The sequence below is a fragment of the Zoogloea sp. LCSB751 genome (assembly GCF_002028455.1).
Classification (GTDB): Bacteria; Pseudomonadota; Gammaproteobacteria; order Burkholderiales; family Rhodocyclaceae; genus Zoogloea.
In genome coordinates this window covers 30,926-55,243 of the sequence record NZ_MWUM01000026.1, presented here as the reverse complement: position 1 = coordinate 55,243, position 24,318 = coordinate 30,926, and the positions used below count along the sequence as shown (strand labels likewise).

Below are 24,318 nucleotides of genomic sequence, written 5' to 3'. Positions count from 1 at the left end.
ACTTGCCTCCTTGATCACTGGTCCGCTGATTAGACGGCATTACGTCACCGCAGCCCGAAGGGCAATGAACGAGGGGCGAACAGGAAATGCAGAACCCTGCGCCTGCTTTGACCTGTGGCCTTTGAGGAAGAGTGCAGCAGCAACGGACTCATGAGCGAAGCACCGCCCTGGCCAACGGGACAAACCACCTCGCCGAGGGTATCGCGCAGGGCGAGGGCGGTGTCGTGGCCGGTCCGCCCATGGATGTGGGAGCCTGGCACGACCTTGAGTGGACCATCATTGGAAGAGCACCCATCAACGTGCAAGCGAACAGCAACAATTTCCCGCAAGACTGTCAGAGCCGCTCGATCATCGAGCGGCTTGCGCCCCGGATACTTGTTCCGACGGGGCTTGGCGGGAGGTAGCAACGGTTCGATCAAGGCCCACAGATCGTCGTCGAGAAGTGCTTTGGCCATGTCCTCTATTCAAAGAAACAAGGCCGAGGTTAACGAAATTCGACCATCGTGAACAGGGGGGAATTGGTCTTTTTGTTAGAGCTTCTTAGGGGCCAAGGACTCTACGCTCGTGAATTTTCCGGGCACACAGTACGGTGCACTTCTCGAAGCGAGAGCAACTCTGTGCCGAGACGCTCGACAAGCTTGGCGGAATGGATTGAGACGGTCATTACGTCCTTTTCGTCGTGCGGCGTAAAGTCGCTTTTGCTCGCCCTATTCAAAAACTCGTGCGCGAACGCGTTATGTGCGCAAAAGTTTCTCCATTTTACGATGGCGCGAAGCTCATTTATTAACTCGTCATCGTCTTTCACTTCAGAGATCATCTTGATCAGCTGTCCAAGTGGTGCATTCAGAATCTTGTCCTTGTCGAAGCGAAAGACGACGGGCGGTGGAACAGATTTTCCGATGATTTCGTAGGACAAGCCAATGTAGATCTTTAGTGCCTCCTCCAGCATTTGAAACGAGAGGAGTGCGCTATGCACTGCCGCAATGTAAGGACTACTGTGACCCGATGACGCTAGAGACATGTGTTGGCCCCAAAGGTGAAAACTCAGCCGACGACAAAAAGCGCAACTTTTTGACGGTCGGCTGGAGCGGATTGTTGGGCCAGAAAACTAGCCAACCTTGCGGTAACGATAAGGCCCTTTCTTAATATGGGCGTCGAAGTAGGAGCCGTGCGAGCTCGCGGCCATAAGGCCTGCGTGGACTGATGCGGGGACACCGGAATACTCGTAAACGCCGCTGCTGATGAAGGCGATACGGAGTGTTTGACTTGCCGCATCGTAGCCAACCGCTCTGAGGTTGGAGGATGAAACTGGGACCATATTCATAAACGCTCCTCTGGTATTGAGTCTCTCTATGCCTAACGTAAAGTAGACGACTGTCACGTAGAGCTTATGCGATAGTCGTCTAAGCTCACCAACGAATTCAAGCCCTTGTTTTAAAAGCAGTGCTTACCAAAAAACACGTGTTGTCGTCTACGTCTTTCCACATTTTCGCGCGCAAGTCTGGATCTATCTGAGGTAGTAGTCGGTACGTCGTGGTACTGGCATCGGCAGAAAGCCGTCACCACCATGTCACGATCCGCTCGACTCTTATGCTTGCAGATTTCAGCAGAATGGCATTTCTTCCTCCAGTTCCACTATGCACTGCGTCACTCGCGCGCTTATCCGCCAAGCATTCCACCACTCTCCGTTAATCGTTCCACTTGACGCTCCTCCACCACCGGATCGATACTCCACCGCGTCACCTAAACAATGGTGATCGGGTGTAGGAACCCGGATTGCAAAGGCCGATGAAGGCCGCGTTTCGACGCGGCTTTTTCTTGTCGGAGCATGGCTGCGCCTGTCCAATGGCGGGCCGTGCGGGGCAGCCGCAAGGCTGGCCGGTTCCTTTGCCCGGTATTCCTACCCCCGCACGGTTCCGCCGCCCCCGTAGGAAGGGGTGGCGGAGATGCAAACCGCAGCAAAGGAGTAACACCTCATGACAATTCACGCCGAAGGGCGCGCAGACGTGCGCGTGCCGATTGCATCTGTTTCTTTCGCTTCACATTCAGCTCATTCGTCGCACGTGACGAGGAGGGCCACCGCATGAGCACGCCGATGCGCTTTCCCGCCCCCGCGAGCCCGATTTATGTTTTTGCCAGCACGGCTGACGCGCTCGCCCTCACCGATCAACTCACCGCACGACAGGCTCAACTACAAGCGCTCCTTGCGATGACCCATGGCAACGCAGGGGATGTCTTCCGGCGCATGGATGTAGATTGTCAGGAGCACTACCTGTGGGCCTGCGCGATGATTGCGGGGGAGCTGCGGGAACTAATGGAAGCGATTCAGACGAGGTGGCGTGAGGAGAGGGCCGTGCACATCAAGGAGTGATGGCTGAAATATTCATGTTGCCACTCCCTTGATCATTGAGCGCTCGGCAACTTCTTGATAGCAGCTGACCACATGCTTCGTTCACCCGGCACGCAAGCACGTTGCCGGGTGAACATTCGATCCTGGCGCCACTGCATTGAATGCGCGCTTCAGCGCATTGAGTTCTCCGGTATCGATATTGAGTATTCAATACCCTGATGCTTTGTGTTCGGCGGTGAACATCAATTATTGAGGTCGCCGTATAGCGTGTTGACTCAGCATGGATTCATGTTGCGACGTCAACTTGCTTTGTGGACAGCGACGCATGACATATTGAGCCGCCTGCATCGAATGCGCGGCCGTCAACATCGACGGAGGCGCCGGCAACATTTGATGTTGCTCCCGCAAGGATTCAGCCGCGGGTTTTATTGATGATCAATGTTGATGGAATATACATCCCTTGTCATGATGCGCGCTCTGATTGAGTGGGTTCGAGGGAGGGGTCGATGTTGCGTCATCTATCGCGTCGCGGTTTCGGGCTGGTGCCCTTGCTGCTGGTCCTTGCCGCGCTCGCTGCGGCGGGTGTGTTCGTCGCCAAGACGCAGCAGGCCGATGAGGCGGAGTCTGTGGACGGGCCGTTCCAGATTGCGGATTTCGCCAATCGCGACTTCGAGGGCTCGCCGGCGCTGGCGCTGAGCTTCACGCATCCGATGGATGCGCGGCGGGACTACGACGGGGCGATCCAGGTGTTCGAGATGCCGCCCCGCACGGGCGAGGCCAAGCCGCACACTCAAGACGACGAGGACGCCGACAATCAGGGCGAGGGCACGCCCGGCAGCGGCAATCCGCAGGTCAGTACGGCCCCGGCGGATGTGGCCATCGACGGCGGCAAGCTGGTGAAAGGCGCCTGGGTGGTGGGGGACAACCCGCGCATCCTGTATTTCCCGCACATCAAGCCGCAAACCCGTTACGTGGTGCGCGTGGCGGCGGGGTTGCCATCGAAGGCCGGCCAGACGCTGGCGGATGCGAGCAGTTACTCGGTGGTCACGGCCGTCGTCTCGCCGGCCTATTACTTCGCCAGTCGTGGCATGGTGCTGCCGGCCAAGCAGAACGGCGGCCTGCCGGTGGTCACGGTCAATGTGCCGGAGGTGGATGTCCAGTTCCTCCGCGTGAAGCCGGACCAATTACCGCGCTTCCTCGACAAGGTGATCAGCGGGCCGCGTCCACAGCGGGGCAAGCGCCAGCAGAACAACGACGGCTACGATTACGATGAGGAATACGACGGCGATGAGGACTGGCGCGCGACCGATCTCAAGGGGGCGGTCGCCGGCTGGTCGCTCGACGATCTGCACAAGCTGACCGACAGCGTTTTCGTCGGCCGCTTCCTGACCGAGCAGAAGCCCAACAAGCGCAACGTCACCTTCCTTCCCGTCGAGGACATCAAGGCGCTCCGCGAGCCCGGCATCTACATCGCGGTGATGAGCCAGCCGAACCGCTTCCGCTACGACTATCAGGTCACCTATTTCTACGTCAGCGATCTCGGTCTGAGCACCCGCCTGTTCGCCAAGGGTGCCGATGCCTGGGTCAGCTCGCTGACCACCGGCAAGGCGATGGCCGGGGTCGAGGTGGCCTGGATGGATGAGAACGCCAAGATCCTGGCGCGCGCCGAGACCGACAGCAACGGACGGGCCCCCTTTGCGGAGCGGCCGGCTGCCGCCAAGCTCATTCTGGCGCGTAACGGCCAGCAGATCTCGTTGATTGCGCTCAAGGAGCCGGCGCTGGATCTTTCGGAATACGACATTGCGGGCCTGCCCGGTCGGCCGGTGCGCCTGTTTGCCTACTCCGGCCGCAACCTGTATCGACCGGGCGAAAGCTTCGATCTGTCCGTATTGGCGCGGGATGTGGACGGCCGCGCGGTGCCACCGCAGCCGATCCAGGCCATCCTCAGGCGGCCGGACGGCAAGAGCCAGTTCACTGCCACCTGGCAGCCGGACGGTAAGCTGGGCGGCTATTACCAGAACCGCATCGCGCTGCCGGTGGATGCGCCGACAGGTTCATGGACGCTGGAGCTGCGTGCCGACCCGGCCGACAAGCTGGCCACCACCAGCTTCCGTTTCGGCGTCGAGGAGTTTCTGCCGGAGCGCATGAAGCTCGATCTGGCCAGCAAGCAGGCCACGGTGTCGCCGGACGACACGCTGACCATCGCCGTCAAGGGTGCTTACCTCTACGGTGCGCCGGCGGCGGGCAACCCGTTGCTCGGGGTTGCCGTCTTCGAGCGCCAGAAGAATCCGCTGGCCCAGAAGCTGCCCGGTTTCGAGTTTGGCGACACCAACGAGGAGAGCCAGCGCCAGCGCGTGGAACTGGACCAGACCCAGCTCGACGAGAACGGTGAGCTGGCGCTCGACGTGGATCTTGCGCCGGCCAAGGACAAACGCTCGCCCTACACCGTGCGGACCACGCTGAGCCTGCTGGAGAGCGGTGGGCGGCCGGTGGTGCGCAATTTCGAGCGGGTAGTGTGGCCGGCGCCGGTGCTGGTGGGGGTCCGTCCGCTGTTCACCGGAGACTACGCCCGTGAAGGCAGCATCGCGCAGTTCGAGGTGATCCGCGCCAACGCGGAGGGCAAGTTGAGCGCTGGCAGTGGGCTGCCGGTGCGCCTGTTCCGCGAGAACCGTGACTATTACTGGCGTTTCGACGACCAGCGCGGCTGGCATTCGGGTTTCACGGAGACCGACGAGCTGGTGAACACCGCGAGCGTCAGCATTCCCGATGGCGGACGCGGCAAGCTCGGCGTGCCGGTCAAATATGGGCGCTACCGCCTGGAGATCACTGATCCAGCCACGCAGCAGACGACGAAATACCGCTTCTACGCCGGCTGGAGCGCCCGTGGTGACGAAACCCAGGGCGTCCGCCCCGACCGCGTCGCGCTGAAGTTCGACAAGCCGGCCTACCAGGATGGCGAGACCGCCAAGCTGAGCATCACGCCGCCGCACGCCGGCGAGGCGTTGATCACCGTCGAGGCGGACAAGACCCTGTGGGTCAGGCGCCTTCCGGTGGCGCTCGATGGCACGACGGTCGAGATTCCGGTGGACAAGGCGTGGAAGCGCCACGACCTGTATGTGTCGGTCAGCGTGCTGCGGCCCGGCAGTGCCGGCGAGAAGGTCACCCCGGCGCGGGCCCTGGGCCTGGTGCACCTGCCGCTCGAACGGGGCGAGCGCAAGCTGGCGGTGAGCCTCGAGGCACCGAAGAAGATGCTGCCGGACTCGCGCCTCAAGGTGAAGGTCAAGGCGCCCGGCGCCGCCGGCCAGCAGGCGGTGGTCACGCTGTCCGCCGTCGATGTGGGCATCCTCAACATCACGCGCTATGCGACGCCCGACCCGCACGGTCATTTCTTCGGCAAGCTGCGCTACGGCGCCGACCAGTACGACGTGTATGGCCGCCTGATCGAGAAGATGGGCGGCCAGAAAGGCAAGCTCAAGTTCGGCGGCGATGCCGCGCCGAAGGCGACCAAGAGCCTGCCCAAGAAGGTGCGCCTGGTGGATCTGTTCTCCGGGCCGGTGCTGCTCAACGCGCAGGGCGAAGCCGAGATCGCCCTCGACGTGCCGGACTTCAACGGCACGCTGCGCCTGATGGCGGTGGTCGCGGCGCCCGAGAAATTCGGCAATGCCGAGACGGAGACGGTTGTTGCCGCGCCGCTGGTGGCCGAGCTGATGACGCCGCGCTTCCTGACGGTGGGCGACAACGCCACCATCGCCCTCGACCTGCACAACCTGTCCGGGGCGGCGCAGAAGCTCAAAGTGCGTATCGAGAATGCGGACGGCCTGAAGATCCAGAACGCCGAGCGCGAGCTGGACCTCAAGGATCAGCAGAAGCAGACCCTGCGCTTCCCGCTTGAAGCCGGTAACGCCTTCGGCCTGACCGACGTGCGGGTCCACGTCAGCAGCGTCGCCGGCCTCAAGCTGGAGCGCAGCTTCGGCCTGCAGGTCCAGGCGGCGACGCCGCAACAGCAGGTGCTCAAGCTGCTGGCCGTCGGGCCGGGCGAAACGGTGGAGGTGAAGGACGCGGAACTGGGTGGCTTCATCCGGAGCACCGTGCAATCGCACCTGGTGCTCTCCAGCAAGGCGCCGATCGATGTGCGCGGCGCCATCCAGGGCTTGCTCACCTATCCCTACGGTTGTGCCGAGCAGACGACCAGCACCGCCTACCCGCATGTGCTGATCGACGAGGAGGGCGCCCGGCTGTTCGGGCTCAAGGCCTACACCCGCGCGCAGCGGGAAGACATGCTGGAGAAGGCCATCGCCCGGCTCGGCGCGATGCAGGCGCCGAACGGCGGCTTCAGCCTGTGGGGCAATGTGTCCGAATACCAGTACTGGCTGTCGGCCTACGTCGGCAACTTCCTGCTCGATGCCCGCGAGCAGGGTTTCCAGGTGCCGGAGGCGATGCAGAAGAAGACCCAGGAATTCCTCCTCAAGTATCTGCAGGAAGGCGTGGCCGGCCTGCCGACCGGCAAGCTGAGCTACAACGAGAACGGCTGGCAGGATTACCGCTTCGGTGGTTCCGGCCGCTTCGGGGTGCTTGCCTATGGTGCCTACGTGCTGGCCCGCGAATCCAAGGCGCCGCTGTCCACGCTGCGCCAGATGTTCGAGGTCCGTGCTCAGGCGCACTCGGGCTTGGCCCTGGCGCAGCTCGGCCTGGCGCTCAAGCTGATGGGCGATGAAACCCGTGCCCAGACGGCGCTCGCCGAAGGTGTCAAAAAGAGCCGCGACAATGGCTACTGGTGGGGCGACTACGGCAGCCCGCTGCGCGATGCCGCGCTGTCCTACGCGCTGCTCGACCGCCACAAGGTGAAGGTCGGCGGCCGTGACAACCTGGTTGCCGTCGCGGCCGCCGAACTGGGCAAGAACCGTTACACCAGCACCCAGGAGAAGCTCGCGCTGTTCCTGCTTGGCCGCAATTTCACCAAGGCCGGCGAAGGCGAGGGCGGGTGGACGGCGGAAGTGCTCGGCAAGGACAAACCCGAAGTCATCAACGGCGCAGGCACGCTGATCCGGCCGCTGACGGCAACGGCCTTGCAGGGCGGCATCCGCATCCGGAACACCTACAAGGAGAAGCTTTACCTGCAGCTCAGCCTGAGCGGCAATCCGACGAAGATGCCGGCCAACCGCGACGACGCCATCGCGCTGAGCCGTGACCTGTTCGAAGCCGACGGCACGCCGCTGAAGAGCCGCACGCTGAAGGTCGGCGAATCGGTCATCGTGCGCATCAAGGTCGATCCGCACAGCTGGGTCAATACCGGCATGGTGGTGGACCACATCCCGGCCGGCCTGGAGATCGAGAACCTCAATATCGTTCAGGGCGAAGGCATGGGCAGCACGACGATAGAGGGCATCAACCCGGCCGAGGCGATGCAGGACCCGCGCATCCAGCACGTCGAGTTCCGCGATGACCGCTTCGTGGTGGCAGCCCGGCTGCACGGCAAGCTCAGCCTGTTCTACAGGGCGCGCGTCGTCACTCCCGGCAAGTTCGTCTTCCCGCCGCTGTACGCCGAGGACATGTACCGGCCGGACGTCTATGGCCTTAGCACTGGCGATGCCACGCTGACGGTGAGCGACGGCAAGGACAAGCCGGTTGCCGCAGCGCCGGCCAAACCGTAAGGCATGACGCAACGCGCAGCGTGGTGGATTGCCGGGCGCGGATGGCTGAAACGCCGTCCGCGCTGGCAGTGGGGCCTGCTGCTTGCGCTGCTGGTGCTGGCCGGGCTCGACCGCGCGTTTCCACCGCCGGTGCCCGGCCGCGATGCGCCGAACGCGCTACTCATCGTCGCCCGCGACGGCACGCCGCTGCGTGCCTTTCCGGACCGCGACCATGTCTGGCGCCATCCGGTGGCGTTGGCGGATGTATCGCCGCTCTATCTCGAGGCGCTGGTGCGTTACGAGGACCGCTGGTTTCGCTGGCATGCCGGCGTCAATCCGCTGGCGCTGACGCGGGCCGCGTGGCAGTGGCTGCGCCATGGGCGCATCGTCTCCGGCGGCTCGACGCTGACCATGCAGGTCGCCCGCATCATCGAGCCGACGCCGCGGACGCTGCTTGGCAAGGGCAGGCAGATCCTGCGCGCGCTGCAACTCGAACTGCACTATTCGAAGGACGAGATCCTCGCCCTCTACGTCAATTACGCGCCGATGGGCGGTGTGCTCGAAGGGGTTGAGGCGGCCAGCCGGGCTTATCTCGGCAAGCCCGCCAAGCGCCTGAGCCACGCGGATGCTGCGCTGCTCACCGTGCTGCCGCAGATGCCGTCGCGCCTGCGGCCGGATCGTCAGCCGGCCCGGGCACGCGTCGCACGCGACAAGGTTGTGCACCGCATGGCGGGCGTGTGGCCGGACGGCGAGATCCGCGATGCGCTGCAGGAGCCGATCATCGCCCAGACGGCGCGCGATCCGCTGCTTGCGCCCTTGCTCGCCGAGCGGCTGCGCAAGGAGGCACGCGGTCGCCAGCGCATCGACACGACCATCGACGCCCAGACCCAGCAGACCGTCGAGCTGCTGCTCACCAGCCGGCTTGCCGCCTTGCCGCCGCGGGTGTCGATGGCTGCGCTGGTGGTGGACAACGCAACGCTGGAGGTCCGTGCTTATGCGGGCTCGGCCGATTTCGGCGATACCGATCGTTTCGCCTTCGTGGACATGGTGCGTGCGTCACGCTCGCCCGGCTCGACGCTCAAGCCCTTCCTGTACGGGCTGGCGCTCGATGAGGGGTTGATCCATTCGGAGTCCCTGCTTGCCGATGTGCCGCAGTCCTTCGGCGGCTATCAGCCGGGCAATTTCCAGCAGTCCTTCCACGGGGCGGTCAGCGTTTCCGAAGCCTTGAGCAAGTCCCTCAACGTGCCGGCGGTCGAGGTGCTCGACCGGCTGGAGCCGGGCCGTTTCGTCGCCGCCCTGCGGCGTGGCGGCCTGAAGCTGGATTTCCCCAGGGGCGAAGCGCCCAACCTGTCGGTGATCCTTGGCGGTGCCGGCACGACGCTCGAACAACTGGTCGGCGCCTACACGGCCTTCGCTCGTGAGGGCGTCTCGGGCAAGCCGCGCTACCGGACCGATGAACCGTTGGTCGAACAGCGCATGCTGTCGCCCGGCGCGGCCTTCATCATCCGCGATGTGCTCGAATCCGGCGGGCCGGTCGGCCGCGCGGTGGAGCAGGGGCCGGGCATCCGCCGCGGCATTGCGTGGAAGACCGGCACCAGTTTCGGTTTCCGCGACGCCTGGTCGATCGGCGTGTCGGATCGCTATACCGTCGGTGTGTGGATCGGCCGCCCGGACGGCACGCCGAATCCCGGTTTCTTCGGTGCCAACATCGCGGCGCCGCTGCTGATCGATATCTTCTCGGCGGTGGATAGCCAGCCGGCCACGACCCGGACGCCGCCGCCTTCCGTGCATCAGGAAAAGATCTGCTGGCCGCTCGGCACGCGCTTCCAGCCGGAGGACGAGGCGCTCTGCCATCGCCAGGCTATCGCCTGGGTGCTCAACGACACCGCGCCGCCGACCTTTCCGGACCGGCTGCGCAGCGGCGAGATGCGCTACACCTATGAGGTCGACGCGGTCAGCGGTCTGCGCGTTACGGCAGCGTGCAGCACCCGCCCGCGCCGCAAGGTCGAGGCCGTGCATTGGCCGACCGCGCTGGAGCCGTGGCTGACCGCCGACCTGCGCGCCAGGGCCCAGTCGCCGACATGGGATGCCAGCTGCCGGATGCAGGCCGAGCCGGACGCCGGCCTGAGCATCGTCGGCCTGAGTAGCGGTGAAGTGATCAAACGCCCGCGCCCCGACCAGGCGCCGGTGATCCGCCTCGAACTGCGCGGCCAGCGCGGGCCGGTTTATTGGTTGATCAACGGACGACTGGTTGCCCACCGTCCGGCCACCCAGCCCTTGATCCAAACCCTGACTGAAACCGGCCGTGTCGACATCACGGCGATGGACGAGCAGGGCCGTTACGACCGGATCAGCGTCAGCGTGCGCTGAGTTGTCCTTGGTGATGGATCAAGCCGCGATGAGGCGTCTGAAGGCGAGTCCGGCGGCGACAGCCTTACTTCGCCACGGCCGCCGGTGACAGCACCGCGGCGAGTTGGCCGACGGTGTTCCAGTCGAGGGCTTGCGCGCCACCCGGCGTTTCCACCGTGATGCCGTTCGCCCCCACCGGCGCAACGAAGATCGCGTCGCTGGCGATGGGGCTCATGAAGAGTTCGGTCTCGGCGCTCTTGCCGTCGCGCACCGCGACCATCGCGAGGGCGAGGGTGTGCGCTTCGTGGGGCGTGAGGCGCACCGTGAGGGTGCCGCCAACTTTCAGGATGAGCAGGCGGCCGAGGGCGCGGTGTGTCGTTTCCGAAACCGAGAAGACGGTTTTGTCGGCTTCCTGACTGCCGTTGGTGTCGCTCATGCCGGTTCCCGGTGGGCGAGGAGGGCGGCGATGACCGAGCCGCCGATGCCGTCCTCGGGGTCGAGTTCCTGCAGCTTGGCGAGGGCGGCAGCAGCGGCGTCTTCGTTGCCGCGGCGCAGCTGGATGAAGGCCAGCGCCTTGAGGAACTGGAGCAGGAAGCGCCCGGAGGTGTGCTGGGCAGCGACCAGATCGGCGCCGGTCCAGCCGGACCAGTCCGTGCCCAGTTCAGCCTGGGCAGCGGCACGGGCGAGACCGGTGACGGCGGTTTCATAGGCAGAGTCGAAATCGCGCAGCTTGTTCTGCAGCTTGAACAGGCAACGGTAGGACGGCAGCACGTCCGGCGCCACTTCGATGGCGGTGCGGAAGAAGGCACGGGCGCGGGCCGGGTCGCTGGAGTGGACGGCGACGCCCTGTTGCAGCAGGGCGTTGACGTTGGCGGGCAGGTCGCCGAAATCGACGAGGTCTTCGCTGAGGGCGATAACGGTCATTGAACTCTCCGGGGGTATCTGTTGTTGTCGGAGAGCTTTAGCAATTATGGGGCCAGCATGTGCGGCCCCATCCGTCAGCGGCAGGCGAGGCGGAAGCCGGCCTCGATGGCGGCGCTGTCGAGGCGCCGGCCGATGATGACGATGGTGGTCTCGCGTGCTTCGCCTGCCTCCCACGGGCGGCCGTAGTCGAAGCCGGTGATGCGGTGCACGCCCTGGAAGACCAGGCGCTTGTCTTCGCCGCGCACGGCCAGGATGCCCTTGTAGCGCAGCATGTCGTTGCCGTTCTTGAGCAGCAGCTCTTCGACGAAGCTGCCCATCAGGCCCACGTCCACCTCGCCGGCGTGGTGCAGCACCAGCGAGGCGATGTCGTCGTCGTGGCGCACGAAGGGCTGGCGCTCGGCTCCGCCGCGGCGCAGGCCGCTGGGCGTCGTGTCGGACAGGAAGCCCGGCGTGCGTTCCAGTACGTCGGTGAGCACGAAGGCGTCGAGGGCGAACAGGGCTGCAACTTCATCGGCGTCGGTCGGAACAGGGGCGACCGGCACGCGCAGGTTGATGCGGCGCAGGCGGGTTTCCACGGCTTCCAGTTCGGCGGGGGTGACGAGTTCGGTCTTGGTCAGCAGCACCCGGTCGGCGAAGCCAATCTGGGCGGCGGCGACGCGGTTCTCGTCGAGCTGTTTGTGGACGTGCACCGCGTCCACGACGGTGAGGATGCCGTCGAGCTCGTAGCGTTCGCGCACCCCTTCGTCGACGAAGAAAGCCTGCGCCACCGGGGCGGGGTCGGCGAGGCCGGTGGTTTCGATGACCAGGTGTTCGAATTCCAGCTCGCCGCGGTCGCGGCGGTCGGCCAGGTCGGCAAGGGAGGCGCTCAGTTCGCCGCGCACGCTGCAGCAGATGCAGCCGTTGGCGAGCTCGACGACCTCGACGGCCGGTGAGCCGGCGATCAGTCCGCCATCGATGCCGACGGCTCCGAACTCGTTTTCCAGTACGGCGATTTTCTTATGGTTGGCGCTGTTCAGGTAGCGGTTGAGCAGGGTGGTCTTGCCGGCACCGAGGAAGCCGGTGAGGATGGTGGCGCGGATCGGCGGGCGGGGAATGGCGAGGGGATTGGTCATGGTCGGGATTCAATGAAAAATCGGCCGGAAACCCGCAGAGGCGGGCTTGCCGGCCGAAGATGACGCGCGCCTTGTTCAGCAGCAGCGCCCGGGGCGCCCGTCGGCGCCGCCGTAGCGGGCCTCCTGGCGTTCCCGGAAAAATGCTTCATAGCTCATGATCGGCTTGTCCGGGTGGTTGAGGCGCATGTGCTGCACGTAGGTGTCGTAGTCGGGCATGCCCACCATCAGGCGGGCGGCCTGACCGAGATACTTGCCTACGCGGGCGAGGTCGGAGAACACGGTAGCGTCCTTACTTGGCCGGCAGCGGCTCGAAAGGCGTTTCGAGCGTGGTCGGCTTGTTGGTGTTGAGGGCGCGCAGGCAGGCCGGGATGGCATAGATCACGATGGCCACCACCAGCAGGATGAAGAGGCCGGACATGGTGGCATCCACATAGTTGTTGGTGATGATCTGGTGCATCTGGTCGATGTTCTTCGCCGGGGCAAGGATCTCGCCCTTGTCGAGGGCTGCCTGGTACTTGTGGGCGTTGGCAAGGAAGCCGATCTTCGGATTCTCGTGGAACATCTTCTGCCAGCCGGCGGTCAGCGTGCAGGTCAGCAGCCAGGCCGTCGGTACCATCGTCACCCACGCGAACTGCTGGCGCTTCATCTTGAACAGCACCACGGTGGCGAGGGTCAGCGCGACGCCGGCGAGCATCTGGTTTGCGATGCCGAACAGCGGCCACAGGGTGTTGATGCCGCCCAGCGGATCGACCACGCCCTGGTACAGGAAGTAGCCCCAGGCGGCCACGCACAGGGCGGTGGCGACGAGGCTGGCGAAGATGGAGTCCATCTTGCGCATCGACGGCACGAAGGTGCCGAGCAGATCCTGCAGCATGAAGCGGCCGGCTCGGGTGCCGGCATCGACGGCAGTGAGGATGAACAGGGCCTCGAAGAGGATCGCGAAGTGGTACCAGAAGGCCATCATCGTCTTGCCGCCGAGGGCGTTGGAGAGGATGTGGGCCATGCCGACGGCCAGCGTCGGAGCGCCACCGGCGCGGGAGATGATGGTCTTCTCGCCGACGTCCTGGGCGGTTTGCAGCAGCATGTCGGGGGTCAGCACGAAGCCCCACTGGGAGATCGCCTGGGCGGCGCTTTCGGCGGTCTTGCCGATCACGGCGGCCGGGCTGTTCATCGCGAAGTAGATGCCCGGCTCGATGACCGAGGCGGCCACCAGCGCCATGATCGCCACGAAGGACTCCATCAGCATGCCGCCGTAGCCGATGAAGCGGGCGTTCTTCTCGTTGTCGAGCAGCTTGGGCGTGGTGCCCGAGGAGATCAGCGCGTGGAAGCCGGATACCGCGCCACAGGCGATGGTGATGAAGAGGAAGGGGAACAGGCTGCCGGACCATACCGGGCCGCTGCCGTCGATGAACTTGGTGAGCGCCGGCATCTGCAGGTTGGGTGCGACGATGGCGATGCCGATGGCCAGACCGACGATGGTGCCGATCTTCAGGAAGGTGGACAGGTAGTCGCGCGGCGCCAGCAGCAGCCACACCGGCAGCACCGAGGCGACGAAGCCGTAGCCGACCAGCAGCCAGGTGAGTTGCTTGCCGTCGAAGGTGAACAGCGGGCCCCAGGTTTCGCTGGCGGCGATGTCACCGCCGAAGATGATCGCGGCCATCAGCAGCACGAAGCCGATCAGCGACATTTCACCGATGCGGCCCGGGCGGATGAAGCGGGTGTAGACGCCCATCAGCAGTGCGATGGGAATGGTGGCGGCGACGGTGAACATGCCCCACGGGGATTCGGCCAGGGCCTTGACGACGATCAGCGCCAGCACCGCGAGGATGATGACCATGATCATGAAGGTGCCGAACAGGGCGATCACGCCGGGGACCTGGCCGAGCTCGGTCTTGACCAGGTCGCCGAGCGAGCGGCCGTCACGGCGCGTGGAGATGAAGAGGATCATGAAATCCTGCACCGCGCCGGCGAAGACCACACCGGCGAGGATCCACAGCATGCCCGGCAGGTAGCCCATCTGCGCGGCCAGCACGGGGCCGACCAGCGGACCGGCGCCGGCGATGGCGGCGAAGTGGTGGCCGAACAGCACGTATTTGTCGGTCGGCACGTAGTCGAGGCCGTCGTTGTGGCGGACGGCCGGGGTCATGCGCTTGGGGTCGAGTTCCATCACCTTCTCGGCGATGAACAGGCTGTAGTAGCGGTAAGCAATCAGATAGGTGCACACCGCGGCGATGACCAACCAGAGGGCGTTGATGGTCTCGCCGCGATGTAGGGCTACGGTGCCGAAAGCGGTTGCTCCCAGCACTGCGACAGCCCCCCAGCCGAGGTGACGCTGTATGGATGACATGGTTTTCCTCACTGTCTGTTTCGTGGAGACGCACGGACATCCGCCCGACCAGTGAGGAAGAGAAAGCGCCGTGCCCGGTTGGGCTACGGCACCGGATCGACCGCGGGGTCGGGAAGAAACCCGTCAGCGGCCCGTGCTGTGTCTTATAACTTTAGTAGCATCCCGGGCCGATTTCCCCATTGTTTGCATGCGGCCCGGTATGGTCAATCAGGGTTATCACACATTGCGCCCCCGGTTGACGAAGATCAGACGTCGGCTTCCACGGAGTCGCCCTTTTCCTCCATCCAGGCCCGCCGGCCGGACGCCTCGCCCTTGCCCATCAACAGCGTGAACATGCGCAGGGTGTCGTCGAAGGCGTCGGGGCGGACATGCACCGGCAGCACGCGGCGGGTCGCCGGGTCCATGGTGGTTTCGCGCAGCTGGTCGGGGTTCATCTCACCGAGGCCTTTGAAGCGGCCGACTTCGATGTGCTCGGGCTTGACGCCTTCGTGGGCGAGGCGGTCGCGCAGGGTGGCGAGTTCCTGGTCGTCCAGCGCGTAGAGGCGGCGCGGCGGACGCTTCTTGCCCTGGGCCGGTACGTCGAGGCGGTAGAGCGGCGGCTGGGCCACGTAGATGTGGCCGTTTTCGATGAGCTTGGGGAAGTGGCGGAAGAACAGGGTCAGCAGCAGGGTCTGGATGTGGGAGCCGTCCACGTCCGCGTCGGACATGATGATGACCTTGCCGTAGCGCAGCTCGGAGAGGTCCGGTTCGTCCTTCGGGGTGTGGGCGTCCACGCCGAGGGCCACCGCGATGTCGTGGATCTCGGCGTTGGCGAACAGGCGCTCCCGGTCCACTTCCCAGGCGTTCTGCACCTTGCCGCGCAGCGGCAGGATGGCCTGGGTGTCCTTGTCGCGGGCCATTTTGGCGCTACCGCCGGCGGAGTCGCCCTCGACGAGGAAGAGTTCGTTGCGCTCGATGTCTTCGGACTCGCAGTCGGACAGCTTGCCGGGCAGCACGGCGACGCCGGAGGACTTGCGCTTCTCGACCTTCTGCGCGGCGCGGGCACGGGCCTGGGCGGCCTTGATGGCCAGTTCGGCGAGCTTCTTGCCGTATTCCACGTGCTCGTTGAGCCACAGCTCGAAGGGGTCGCGGACCATCCGCGAGACGAGCTGCACCGCATCGCGGCTGTTCAGGCGCTCCTTGGTCTGGCCCTGGAAGCTGGGATCGAGGACGCGTGCCGACAGCACGAAGGAGGCACGCCCGAAGGCATCGTCGGCGGTCAGTTTGACGCCCTTGGGCAGCAGCGCGTGGTGGTCGATGAAGTTCTTGATGGCGGTGAACACGCCGTCGCGCAGGCCGGCCTCGTGGGTGCCGCCGGCCGGGGTGGGAATCAGGTTGACGTAGGACTCGCGCACCGGTGCGCCTTCGGCGGTCCACGCCACGGCCCAGGAGGCGCCTTCGCCGGTGGCGAAGGTGTCGTCGCCTTTGGCGGCGTACTTTTCGCCGCTGAACAACGGGATCAGCGGCTCGTCGGGCAGGGCTTCGGACAGGTAGCCGCGCATGCCGTGCTCGAACAACCACGTGCGGGTGTCGCCGCCTTCGATGCTCAGGCTGACTTCGAGGCCCGGCATCAGCACCGCCTTGGAGCGCAGCAGGCGTTCCAGCTCGGCGCGGGGCAGGTCGGCAGCGTCGAAGTATTTGGCGTCCGGCCAGGCACGGACGGTAGTGCCGCTGGCCTTCTTGGGGGCGTCGCCGATGCGGGCGAGGGGCTCGATCACGTCGCCGCCGGAAAACACCAGGCGGTGGCGACCGCCGTCGCGGACCACTTCCACTTCCAGCCGGTGGGACAGGGCGTTGGTGACGGACACGCCGACCCCGTGCAGGCCGCCGGAGAAGCGGTAGGCGGATTCTTCATCGGTCTTGTTGAACTTGCCGCCGGCGTGCAGGCGGGTGAACACCACTTCGACCGTGGAAACGCCTTCGACCGGGTGGATTTCCACCGGGATGCCGCGACCGTCGTCGGACACGCTCACCGAGCCGTCCGCATGCAGGGTCACGCCGATCTTCTTGCAGAAGCCGGCCATCGCCTCGTCGGCGGCGTTGTCGATGACTTCCTGGATGACGTGCAGCGGGTTTTCGGTGCGGGTGTACATGCCCGGCCGCTGCTTGACGGGTTCGAGGCCCTTGAGGACGGTGATGGAATCGGCGTTGTAGGTTTTCTGCGACATGCTGGGGTGACGACGGATGGGTTTTGAAGCGGACCGGACTATACCGCGCCGGGCGCCAGCCCGCGAGGGGCGCGGCGCTGCGGACTGGAGCGCTCAGCGGCCCAGGCTGCTGCGCCCTGCGTTGTCGGCGGTCTGTTGGGCGATGCGTTCGAGCAGCGCATTGGCGGCACGGCTGCCGGGGCTGTCGCCGTGGGCCTCGCGCCAGGCCAGGTGCACCGTGTCGGCTTCGGCCGGCAGGGTATAGATGGCCATGGACAGCGGGCACTGGGCGACGTTCAGCGGATTCTCGCGGGCCAGGGTCCAGGCGATGCGGGCGCTGCAGAAGTGCAGTACTTCGGCGTCGCGGTAGACCGGCGCGGTCTGCTCCATGGCCGGGCCGGTGCGGGCCAGCATGTCGCCGAAACGGCTCGATGGGGCGGGCACCAGGCCTTCGGTCTCGATGGCGTCGACCAGCGCTTCGCGGGCGTCGGCGTAGTGGCCGGGGGTGATCGCCTGGTGGCGGATCGTGTCAGCGTGGCTGGCTCCGATGCCGGTGAGGAGCAGGGCGATGACGGGCAGGAAACGCGGCATGGGCTGGGGCCTCCGGGACGGCAGGGAAAGAAGGCCCCGACGATAGCACTGGCGGCGGCGCCGGCAGAAGTGCCGGGGCGCGTCCGGCCGATTGCGGGCGCGCATATCGCAGATCAAGGCTCTCCGCCGGGAAGCCCCTTAGGGTGGCGGCCATCTGATCTGCGTGGAGCCGTGCCAGGAGTCGCCATGAATTACCCGGCCTTTTTTGATGAAGTTCCTCCGCTACGGGTGCGTGATCCGCTGGCGGCGTTTCTGGGGGCCGCCGAGGGTGGCCTGATCGAGTACCGCTACATTGATGCGGTGCGGCTGGCCGGGCATTCCTGCCCGACGGTGGCCAGCGCCTATCGGTTGACCTGCGTTGCGCTGGCGGCGCTGTACGGCGAGGAGCTGCCGGAGCGCGGCGGTGTGCAGGTGAGCTTTCGTGACGGCCGGACGTCGGGTGTGACCGGCGTGATCGCCAACGTGGTGTCGCTGCTGACCGGTGCGACACTGGATACCGGCTTCAAGGGCTTGGGAGGGCGTTTCGACCGCCGTGACCTTCTGGCCTTTGACGCCGAACAGCCCCTCGATGTGCGCTTCCGCCGTGTGGATAACGGCGCGGCCGTCGACGCGATGAGCACGCTGCGTGACGTGCCGGCCAATCCGCGCATGCTGCCGTTGATGCACCTGAGCCTGGCGGGGCAGGCCAGCGAGGAGGAGGTGCGGGAGTTCCGGCAGTTGTGGCAGGACCGCGTCCGGCGCGTGCTGCTGGAGCATGGCGACGACCCCGCGGTGTTCGTCGTTCGCCCGGTCAATTGAGTGAAGGAGAGCCCCATGAGCCGCAAACCCGGCCGACAAGCCGATTCCCCTGCCGACGCGGAAACGCGCTACGCCTCTCCACCCTGTTATGCCGGTGATTTTCCGGGGCATTTCGGCGAGGAGGTGCCGATTGCCGAAATCTTGCGCATCGAGCGCCTGAATGCCTTGCTGGAGGCCGAGCGCGCCGGTGCCAAGGTGTTGGCGATCCTGCGTGACGAGCTGGATGTGCGGTCGCCCTTGCGCGGTCTGCTGGAGCGCCTGCAGAAGGACGAGGGCGGCAATGCGGTGGTGCTTTACAAGACCATCCGGCGCCTGGGGGGCGTGGCCTCCCACGAGACCGGCGCCTTCGTACACAAGACCCTGGCCATCGACGGGCTGGAGGCGCGCCTGCGTTTTCTGAACAAGGGGCAGGCCTGGGTGGTGCGCAAGATCGACGAAGTGCTGCCCGACATCGAGGATGCGGAGGCACGCACCATGCTGGAGACCATGCGCAGCTCTCACGTGGACAACATTGCCGCATGTGAGGCCGCGATCGGCGAGCCGCCCGCGTCGGAGCCATAGGGCTCAACGGCCGGGGTCGGCTTCCCGCAAGGTGTTGCGACCGGCGCTCTTCGCGGCATACATCGCGACGTCTGCACGCTTGAGTATGCCGTCGATGCTGTCGTCCTTGCCGGAGAACAGCGTGAGGCCGATGCTGGGCGTGCTGGCGTAGGGCAGGTCACCCAGACGATAGGGGCGGTTGAGTGTCTCGAGGATTTTGGTTCCGACCTTCCGGGCGTTGCCGATGGCATCGTCGACGGGGCCGGCCAGGTTCTCCAGCATCACCACGAATTCGTCGCCTCCGAGGCGCGCCACCGTGTCCTGTTCCCGCACGCAGCCGCGCAGGCGGCTGGCGACTTCGATCAGCAGCTCGTCGCCTTTGGCGTGGCCGTGGGTGTCGTTGAGCTGCTTGAAGCGATCCATGTCGAGGAACATCAGTGCCCCGAACTGCTTGTTGCGCTGGTTGCGGAGCTGCGCCTGTTGCAGCCGCTCGATCAGCAGCCGCCGGTTGGGGAGCTCGGTGAGGACGTCGAAGTAGGCGAGATGGTGGATTTCCGCTTCGTGGCGCTTGCGCTCGGTGATGTTGGCGATGCTGCCCACCATGCGTGCCGGCTCTCCGGTGGCGGTCCGTTCGACGACGCGGCCGCGGTCGGCCACCCACACGTAGTGACCGCAGCTGTGGCGCAGGCGGTGTTCGCTGGCATAGACGCCGTCGCCAGCAAGGCAGGCGCCCAGCACGCGCTGTACACCGGCCCGGTCATCCGGGTGGATGAGGTCCATGAAGGTGTCGACGGGATGCGTCAGGAAGGACATGTCGAGCCCCAGGATCCGGCACCAGGATGCGTTGTGGTGCACGGCACTGTCCGACATCCGCCAGTCCCATACGCCCTCCCCGGTGGCTTCCATCACGTAGCGCAGGCATTCCTCGCTGGCTTTCAGCTCCTGGGACAGGCGGCTGATGCTCAGGATGTTGCGGATGCGTAGCTTGACCAGTTCGACCTTGAAGGGCTTGATGATGTAGTCGGCAACACCGAGACTGAGCCCCGACAGTTCGGACTCCAGGTCGGACAGGGCGGTCACGAAGAGGATCGGCGTCGTGGCCAGCGCAGGTTCGGCCTTGAAGCGGCGGCAGGTTTCGAAGCCGTCCATGCCCGGCATCATCACGTCGAGCAGGATCAGGTCGGGTGGCGATTCTCGGGCCATGACCAGGCCTTCCGGGCCGGAGCTGGCGATCTGCAGGTCGAATTCGCCGGCCAGGGCCATGCCGAGGGTGTACAGGTTGGTTGGCGTGTCGTCGATCGCCAGGATCCGTGGTTTGCTGTTCATGATGGGTGTCGGGCGCAAGTGGTGGCGGCCAGGGCGCGCAGCCGCTCCAGGGTCGGGCCGAAGCGGAAGCTGGCCAGCATGTTGCCGATCTCGCCGATTTCGGCGGCGAGATCGGTGCCGGCGGCGAGGGCCTGGAGTTCCTTGAAGCGGATCAATGCATCGAACTTCTGCCCGGCCAGCAGGGGCTCCAGTTCGGCGATCAGGGCCAGCAGGCGAGCGTTATCCAGCGGTGGGGCGGCAGGGCCGACGGTGGGATTGCCGGGCAACCACTTGGCCAGGACCGTCTGCAGCGTGTCGAGCGGCACCGGCTTGGTCAGGAAGTCGTTCATGCCGGCCTGAATGCTGTGCTGCAGGTCTTCTTCGAAGGCTGATGCAGTGAGGGCGATGATCGGCAGGGGCGGGCGGTCGTGGAGGCTTTCCCATGCGCGGATGCGTTCGGTGGCGGCGTAACCGTCCATGTCCGGCATCTGGCAATCCATCAGGACAAGGTCTGGCGGCGCGGCCTGTGTGACGGTGTCCACCGCCTCGCGGCCGTTGCTGGCAAGGGAGGCGGTCAGGCCGAGCTTGCCGAGCAGGGCGGCGATCACCTTGCGTTCGGTACCGTTGTCGTCCACTACCAGCACCTTGCCGTTGAGGGTGCCGACGGTGGCCGGCTTGATGTCGTTGGTTTCCGTGGCGTTGGCGGCCTCCAGGCGTTCTGCGCGGATGCGGAACCAGAAATGGGAGCCGTGTCCCAGGACGCTGTCGACGCCGACTGAGCCGTCCATCAGCTCGGCCAGGCTCCGCACGATGGACAGTCCCAGGCCGGAGCCGCCGTATTCGCGGGTCGTTGAGCTGTCGGCCTGGCTGAAGGGCTGGAACAGTTGTTCCAGCTTGTCCGGGGGAATGCCGATGCCCGTGTCGGATACGGAGAATTCGAGGATCGAATGCGTGCCGTCCCGTTTCACTTCGTGGGCGTCGATGTGGATTTCGCCCCGCGCTGTGAACTTGACGGCATTCCCGATCAGATTGGACAGCATCTGGCGCAGCCGGTGGGGGTCGATCCAGAAACGTGGCTCGGCGGCACCGTGCCAGCGCGCTTCCATGACGAGCCCCTTGCGCCATGCCGTTTCTTCGAAAAGGGCCTTGAGTTCGTCCAGGTAGTGGGCCGGATCGAGGGGGGCGGGTTCGATGAGGAGCTTGCCCGCTTCGATCTTCGACAGATCCAGCATGTCGTTGAGCAGGGTGAGCAGGGTTTGGCCGGCCTTGATGATGATGTGGGCGTACTCCTGGCGCTGGGGGTCGGTGATGCCGGGGGAAAGAAGGATCTGGGCCATGCCGAGGATGCCGTTCATCGGCGTGCGGATCTCGTGACTCATCGTGGCGAGGAACTGGCTCTTGGCGAGGCTGGCCGTCTCGGCGGCCTGCTTGGCGCGCACGAGCTCGGTGATGTCTACCCGGAAGCCGACGGTGTATCCACTGGCGTTGCGCCGTTCGCGGATTTTCAACCAGCGGCCGTCTTCGAGCCGCTGGTTGACCTCCGAGTCTCCGTTGCGGTGCTGGGCGAGACGCTCGGCCAGCCATTCTTCGTTGCGCCCGACGGCATCCGGATAGACGCCGCGTTCGACTCCGGAGCGCAGGATTTCCTCGAAGCTTCGGCCGACTTCGATGATCGGTGCGGCACCCCGGTAGAGTTGGCGGTATTCCTCGTTGAAGTAGGTCAGTCGGTCGTCCGCATCGTAGATCACGAAGCCTTCACCGATGGTGTCGATGGCTGAACGCAACAGTTGTTCGCTCTCGATGCGCTTGGCTTCCGCCTCCTTGCGGGCAGTGATGTCCATGTGGGTGCCGTACATCATGAGGGGGCGGCCGTCCGGCGAACGGCTGATGACTTTGCCGCGATTGAGGACCCAGGCCCAGCCGCCGTCCTTGGTGCGGATGCGGGTTTCGCATTCGTACTGGTCGATCTGGCCGGCAAAGTGGCGGCGCAGCATGGACGAGGAGTGGGCCAGGTCGTCGGGGTGGATGCGTCGTGTCCAGGTGTCGATGGTGAGCGGTTCCAGTTCGTCGAGCCTGTAGCCGAGCATTTCAGCCCAGCGCTCGTTGAACTGCACGTCGCCGCTCTGGATGTTCCATTCCCAGGTGCCGGCGCCGGTGCCGCTGAGCACATTGACCAGGCGCTGACGCTCGTCGCGCAGCTCCTTCTCCCGTTGGCGTCGTTCGGTGATGTTCTCGACGATGCACAGGCCGTGGGTGATCTGCCCGGCGTCATTGCGCAACGGGGCCACGGTGATCCGTTCGGTGAGAAGCTGTCCATCGGCGTGCCAGTTGTCGCACTCTTCAACCCACACCTGTCCCTTGCCGAGCCTGTGCCAGGCGTCGCCGAGCGTGCACGGCGCTTGCGGATCGATGTCGAAGAAATCCTCGACCCGATGTTCGGTTGCGTCCTCGGGGCGGAGGGCTGCGAGGGCGCAGAAGGCCGGATTGGCGTATTCGACCTGACCCCTGATATCTGCGATGAGGATGGGCGTGGGATTCTGCTCGACCACCTGGGATAGCTTGCGGAAGGCATCTTCGGCCCGCTTCCGGTCGGTGATGTCGCGGGACATCACGATGAAACGGCATGGTTCGTTCGACGGCGCCTGTTTGCGGGCAACCGACAGCTCGAACCAGAAGTCGCTGCCGGCAAGTGGAAGCTGGATGATGCGGCCGTAATCGGCGCCGTGCTGGCGCGCCTTGTGCAGTGCTTCGCGCAGGGTCTCGGCTGCGGCAGCGGGAAGAAGGTCGAAGGCGCAACGCCCCAGCAGCGTCTCCTTGGGGGCCGCGAGAAGGGCGTCGCGGCGAGAGCGGACATCAAGGTAGATACCGTTTTCGTCCAGTTCGAACAGCAGGTCCGGAACCGCCTCAAGGGTTGCCGCCAGCTGGGTCTGACTGCGCCGCAAGCGCTGGTTGCCCCGTCCGGTGTACACCGCGACGGAGCCGACGCAGGCAGTGACCGCCAGCATCAGTACGAGGTAATGGAGTAACTCGTTGTAGGTGGTCTTGCCCTTTTCCGGGTCGTACAGAAAGCTGTCCAGCGCGTAGTTCGGGGGTAGCAGGCCGATCTCCGCATAGCTGTCGGCGATGTGACGCCAGCGGCCGGCGTTCATGTAGCCGATGGCGACCAGGTCGGCGTGGATCAATGCTTCGGTACGCTCGGCCTCGTACTGGACCTGTCCTCGGGTCTGGCGCTGAGCATACTTGCCGAGAATCAGGTCGATGGTTTCCGTTGGATGGGCCAGCGCGTACTCCCAGCCGCGCAGGCTGGCGTCCCGGAATGCCCTGATCTGGTTTGGCTGAGTCTGGAGCAGCCGTGCGGAGGCGAACAGGTTGTCACCATAAAAGTCGATGCCGGCGGCGCGCGGCGTATAGATGTGGTGCGGAAAGCGGATCTGCTCGAGGTAGAAAGGTTGTTCGGTTACCTGCGCACTGATCGCGTCCGTCTTGCCGGTTGTGAGATCGGTAATCTGGAAACTGTAGGGCTGGCGTTGGATTGCGTCGATGGGCACGCCTTCCCGCTTTAGATAGACCAGCAGTTCGTCCGCCATGGGATCGAGCATGACCCGCTTGCCGAGCAGATCCTGGATGCTGTCGGTGGCGCTGTGGGTGCCTGTGATCATCACGTACGGGGAGTGCTGCTGGATGACGGCCAGCGCAACCACCGGCTTGCCGGCTTTGTGAGCCAGCAGCAGGCTGCTGGAGCCCACCCCGAATTCGGCGCGGCCGGCGACGACTTCTTCTACCGCGTCGACTCCTGGCCCGGCTTCGCGGATCTCTACATCGAGTCCGGCTTCCCGGTAGTAGCCGCGTTCCTTGGCGACGTAGTAACCAGCGAACTGGAATCCGTGTTGCCACTTGAGCTGGAGAGCGACCTTTTCGGCGCCATGGGCGCTGGACACGCCGCACAGAACTTGTGTGGCGAATAGCACCAGAACAAGGAAGGACGAAGCATGCAGATTGACCATAGTGAGCTTGGTGTTTTTGCTAAAAATAGCAACCAATGGTCTTTCTGTAAATCGAATTTAGTGTTTTTTATGAATGTGTAGAATATGCTTGGGAAATGTGTGAAATGACTCACAAAAGCCTGCGCCCAAGAGGACCCTTGCGGGCAGAGTGTCGGGGAGACGGGCGTCGGTGCAGCAGGCTC

At 65.0% G+C, this 24,318-nt stretch carries 17 protein-coding genes and 1 pseudogene; 5 read left to right on the top strand and 13 right to left on the bottom strand.

What is annotated here, in order from left to right; translation table 11 throughout:
* Positions 1-44 precede the first annotated feature (44 nt).
* The 4 genes and pseudogenes from B4920_RS30580 to B4920_RS21440 all read right to left on the bottom strand — a co-directional run bounded on the left by B4920_RS30580 (position 45) and on the right by B4920_RS21440 (position 1,318).
* Entirely contained in the window at positions 45-329 is a 285-nt protein-coding gene (locus B4920_RS30580) for a phytanoyl-CoA dioxygenase family protein (RefSeq protein WP_256376098.1), read from the bottom strand.
* A 6-nt stretch (positions 330-335) separates the two neighbouring features.
* A pseudogene (locus B4920_RS30575) lies at positions 336-455 on the bottom strand (IS5/IS1182 family transposase); the annotation flags it as partial.
* Between the two features lie 101 nt (positions 456-556).
* Entirely contained in the window at positions 557-916 is a 360-nt protein-coding gene (locus B4920_RS21445; protein WP_139379588.1) for an Abi family protein, read from the bottom strand.
* A 192-nt stretch (positions 917-1,108) separates the two neighbouring features.
* Entirely contained in the window at positions 1,109-1,318 is a 210-nt protein-coding gene (locus B4920_RS21440; RefSeq protein ID WP_254051013.1) for a KTSC domain-containing protein, read from the bottom strand.
* 765 nt (positions 1,319-2,083) lie between these two features.
* Here B4920_RS21440 and B4920_RS21435 point away from each other — a divergent pair.
* The 3 genes from B4920_RS21435 (at position 2,084) to pbpC (ending at position 10,350) form a co-directional block, all read left to right on the top strand.
* A complete protein-coding gene (locus tag B4920_RS21435; protein ID WP_079436724.1) occupies positions 2,084-2,371 on the top strand; it encodes a hypothetical protein in 288 nt (95 codons plus the stop codon).
* 485 nt (positions 2,372-2,856) lie between these two features.
* Positions 2,857-8,001: an MG2 domain-containing protein gene (locus tag B4920_RS21430; protein ID WP_079436723.1), complete on the top strand. Its 5,145-nt coding sequence runs from the start codon at positions 2,857-2,859 to the stop codon at positions 7,999-8,001.
* Positions 8,002-8,004: 3 nt separating this feature from the next.
* The gene (gene pbpC / locus B4920_RS21425) at positions 8,005-10,350 is read left to right on the top strand and encodes a penicillin-binding protein 1C (protein ID WP_079436722.1); all 2,346 of its coding nucleotides are present in this window, start codon (positions 8,005-8,007) and stop codon (positions 10,348-10,350) included.
* A gap of 64 nt (positions 10,351-10,414) precedes the next feature.
* Here the strand turns inward: pbpC and B4920_RS21420 are convergent, their stop codons facing one another.
* The 7 genes from B4920_RS21420 to B4920_RS21390 all read right to left on the bottom strand — a co-directional run bounded on the left by B4920_RS21420 (position 10,415) and on the right by B4920_RS21390 (position 17,489).
* On the bottom strand, positions 10,415-10,765 hold the full coding sequence (locus B4920_RS21420; RefSeq protein WP_079436721.1) for a hypothetical protein: 351 nt from the start codon (positions 10,763-10,765) through the stop codon (positions 10,415-10,417).
* Complete coding sequence (locus B4920_RS21415; RefSeq protein WP_079436720.1) at positions 10,762-11,253, bottom strand: hypothetical protein; 492 nt, start codon at positions 11,251-11,253, stop codon at positions 10,762-10,764. The genes B4920_RS21420 and B4920_RS21415 overlap by 4 nt, the downstream gene beginning before the upstream one ends.
* Positions 11,254-11,327: 74 nt before the next feature.
* Entirely contained in the window at positions 11,328-12,365 is a 1,038-nt protein-coding gene (locus B4920_RS21410) for a GTP-binding protein (RefSeq protein WP_079436719.1), read from the bottom strand.
* Between the two features lie 75 nt (positions 12,366-12,440).
* Positions 12,441-12,644 carry a YbdD/YjiX family protein gene (locus B4920_RS21405; protein WP_079436718.1) on the bottom strand — a complete coding sequence of 68 codons (204 nt, stop codon included), beginning with the start codon at positions 12,642-12,644 and terminating at the stop codon, positions 12,441-12,443.
* A 10-nt stretch (positions 12,645-12,654) separates the two neighbouring features.
* Positions 12,655-14,712 (bottom strand): carbon starvation CstA family protein, encoded by a 2,058-nt coding sequence (locus B4920_RS21400; protein WP_079436717.1) that lies wholly within the window; start codon positions 14,710-14,712, stop codon positions 12,655-12,657.
* A 245-nt stretch (positions 14,713-14,957) separates the two neighbouring features.
* The gene (gene parE, locus B4920_RS21395) at positions 14,958-16,919 is read right to left on the bottom strand and encodes a DNA topoisomerase IV subunit B (RefSeq protein ID WP_079436716.1); all 1,962 of its coding nucleotides are present in this window, start codon (positions 16,917-16,919) and stop codon (positions 14,958-14,960) included.
* Between the two features lie 93 nt (positions 16,920-17,012).
* Positions 17,013-17,489 (bottom strand): hypothetical protein, encoded by a 477-nt coding sequence (locus B4920_RS21390; RefSeq protein ID WP_079436715.1) that lies wholly within the window; start codon positions 17,487-17,489, stop codon positions 17,013-17,015.
* A gap of 186 nt (positions 17,490-17,675) precedes the next feature.
* Here B4920_RS21390 and B4920_RS21385 point away from each other — a divergent pair, with 186 nt between their 5' ends.
* Both B4920_RS21385 and B4920_RS21380 read left to right on the top strand, forming a co-directional pair.
* Complete coding sequence (locus B4920_RS21385; RefSeq protein WP_079436714.1) at positions 17,676-18,287, top strand: hypothetical protein; 612 nt, start codon at positions 17,676-17,678, stop codon at positions 18,285-18,287.
* 15 nt (positions 18,288-18,302) lie between these two features.
* On the top strand, positions 18,303-18,848 hold the full coding sequence (locus tag B4920_RS21380) for a DUF6306 domain-containing protein (RefSeq protein ID WP_079436713.1): 546 nt from the start codon (positions 18,303-18,305) through the stop codon (positions 18,846-18,848).
* A 3-nt stretch (positions 18,849-18,851) separates the two neighbouring features.
* Here B4920_RS21380 and B4920_RS21375 read toward each other — a convergent pair whose 3' ends face one another.
* A complete protein-coding gene (locus B4920_RS21375) occupies positions 18,852-20,153 on the bottom strand; it encodes a diguanylate cyclase (protein WP_079436712.1) in 1,302 nt (433 codons plus the stop codon).
* Positions 20,150-24,136 carry a PAS domain S-box protein gene (locus B4920_RS21370; protein ID WP_079436711.1) on the bottom strand — a complete coding sequence of 1,329 codons (3,987 nt, stop codon included), beginning with the start codon at positions 24,134-24,136 and terminating at the stop codon, positions 20,150-20,152. Before B4920_RS21370 ends, B4920_RS21375 begins: the two co-directional genes overlap by 4 nt.
* Positions 24,137-24,318: the final 182 nt, after the last annotated feature.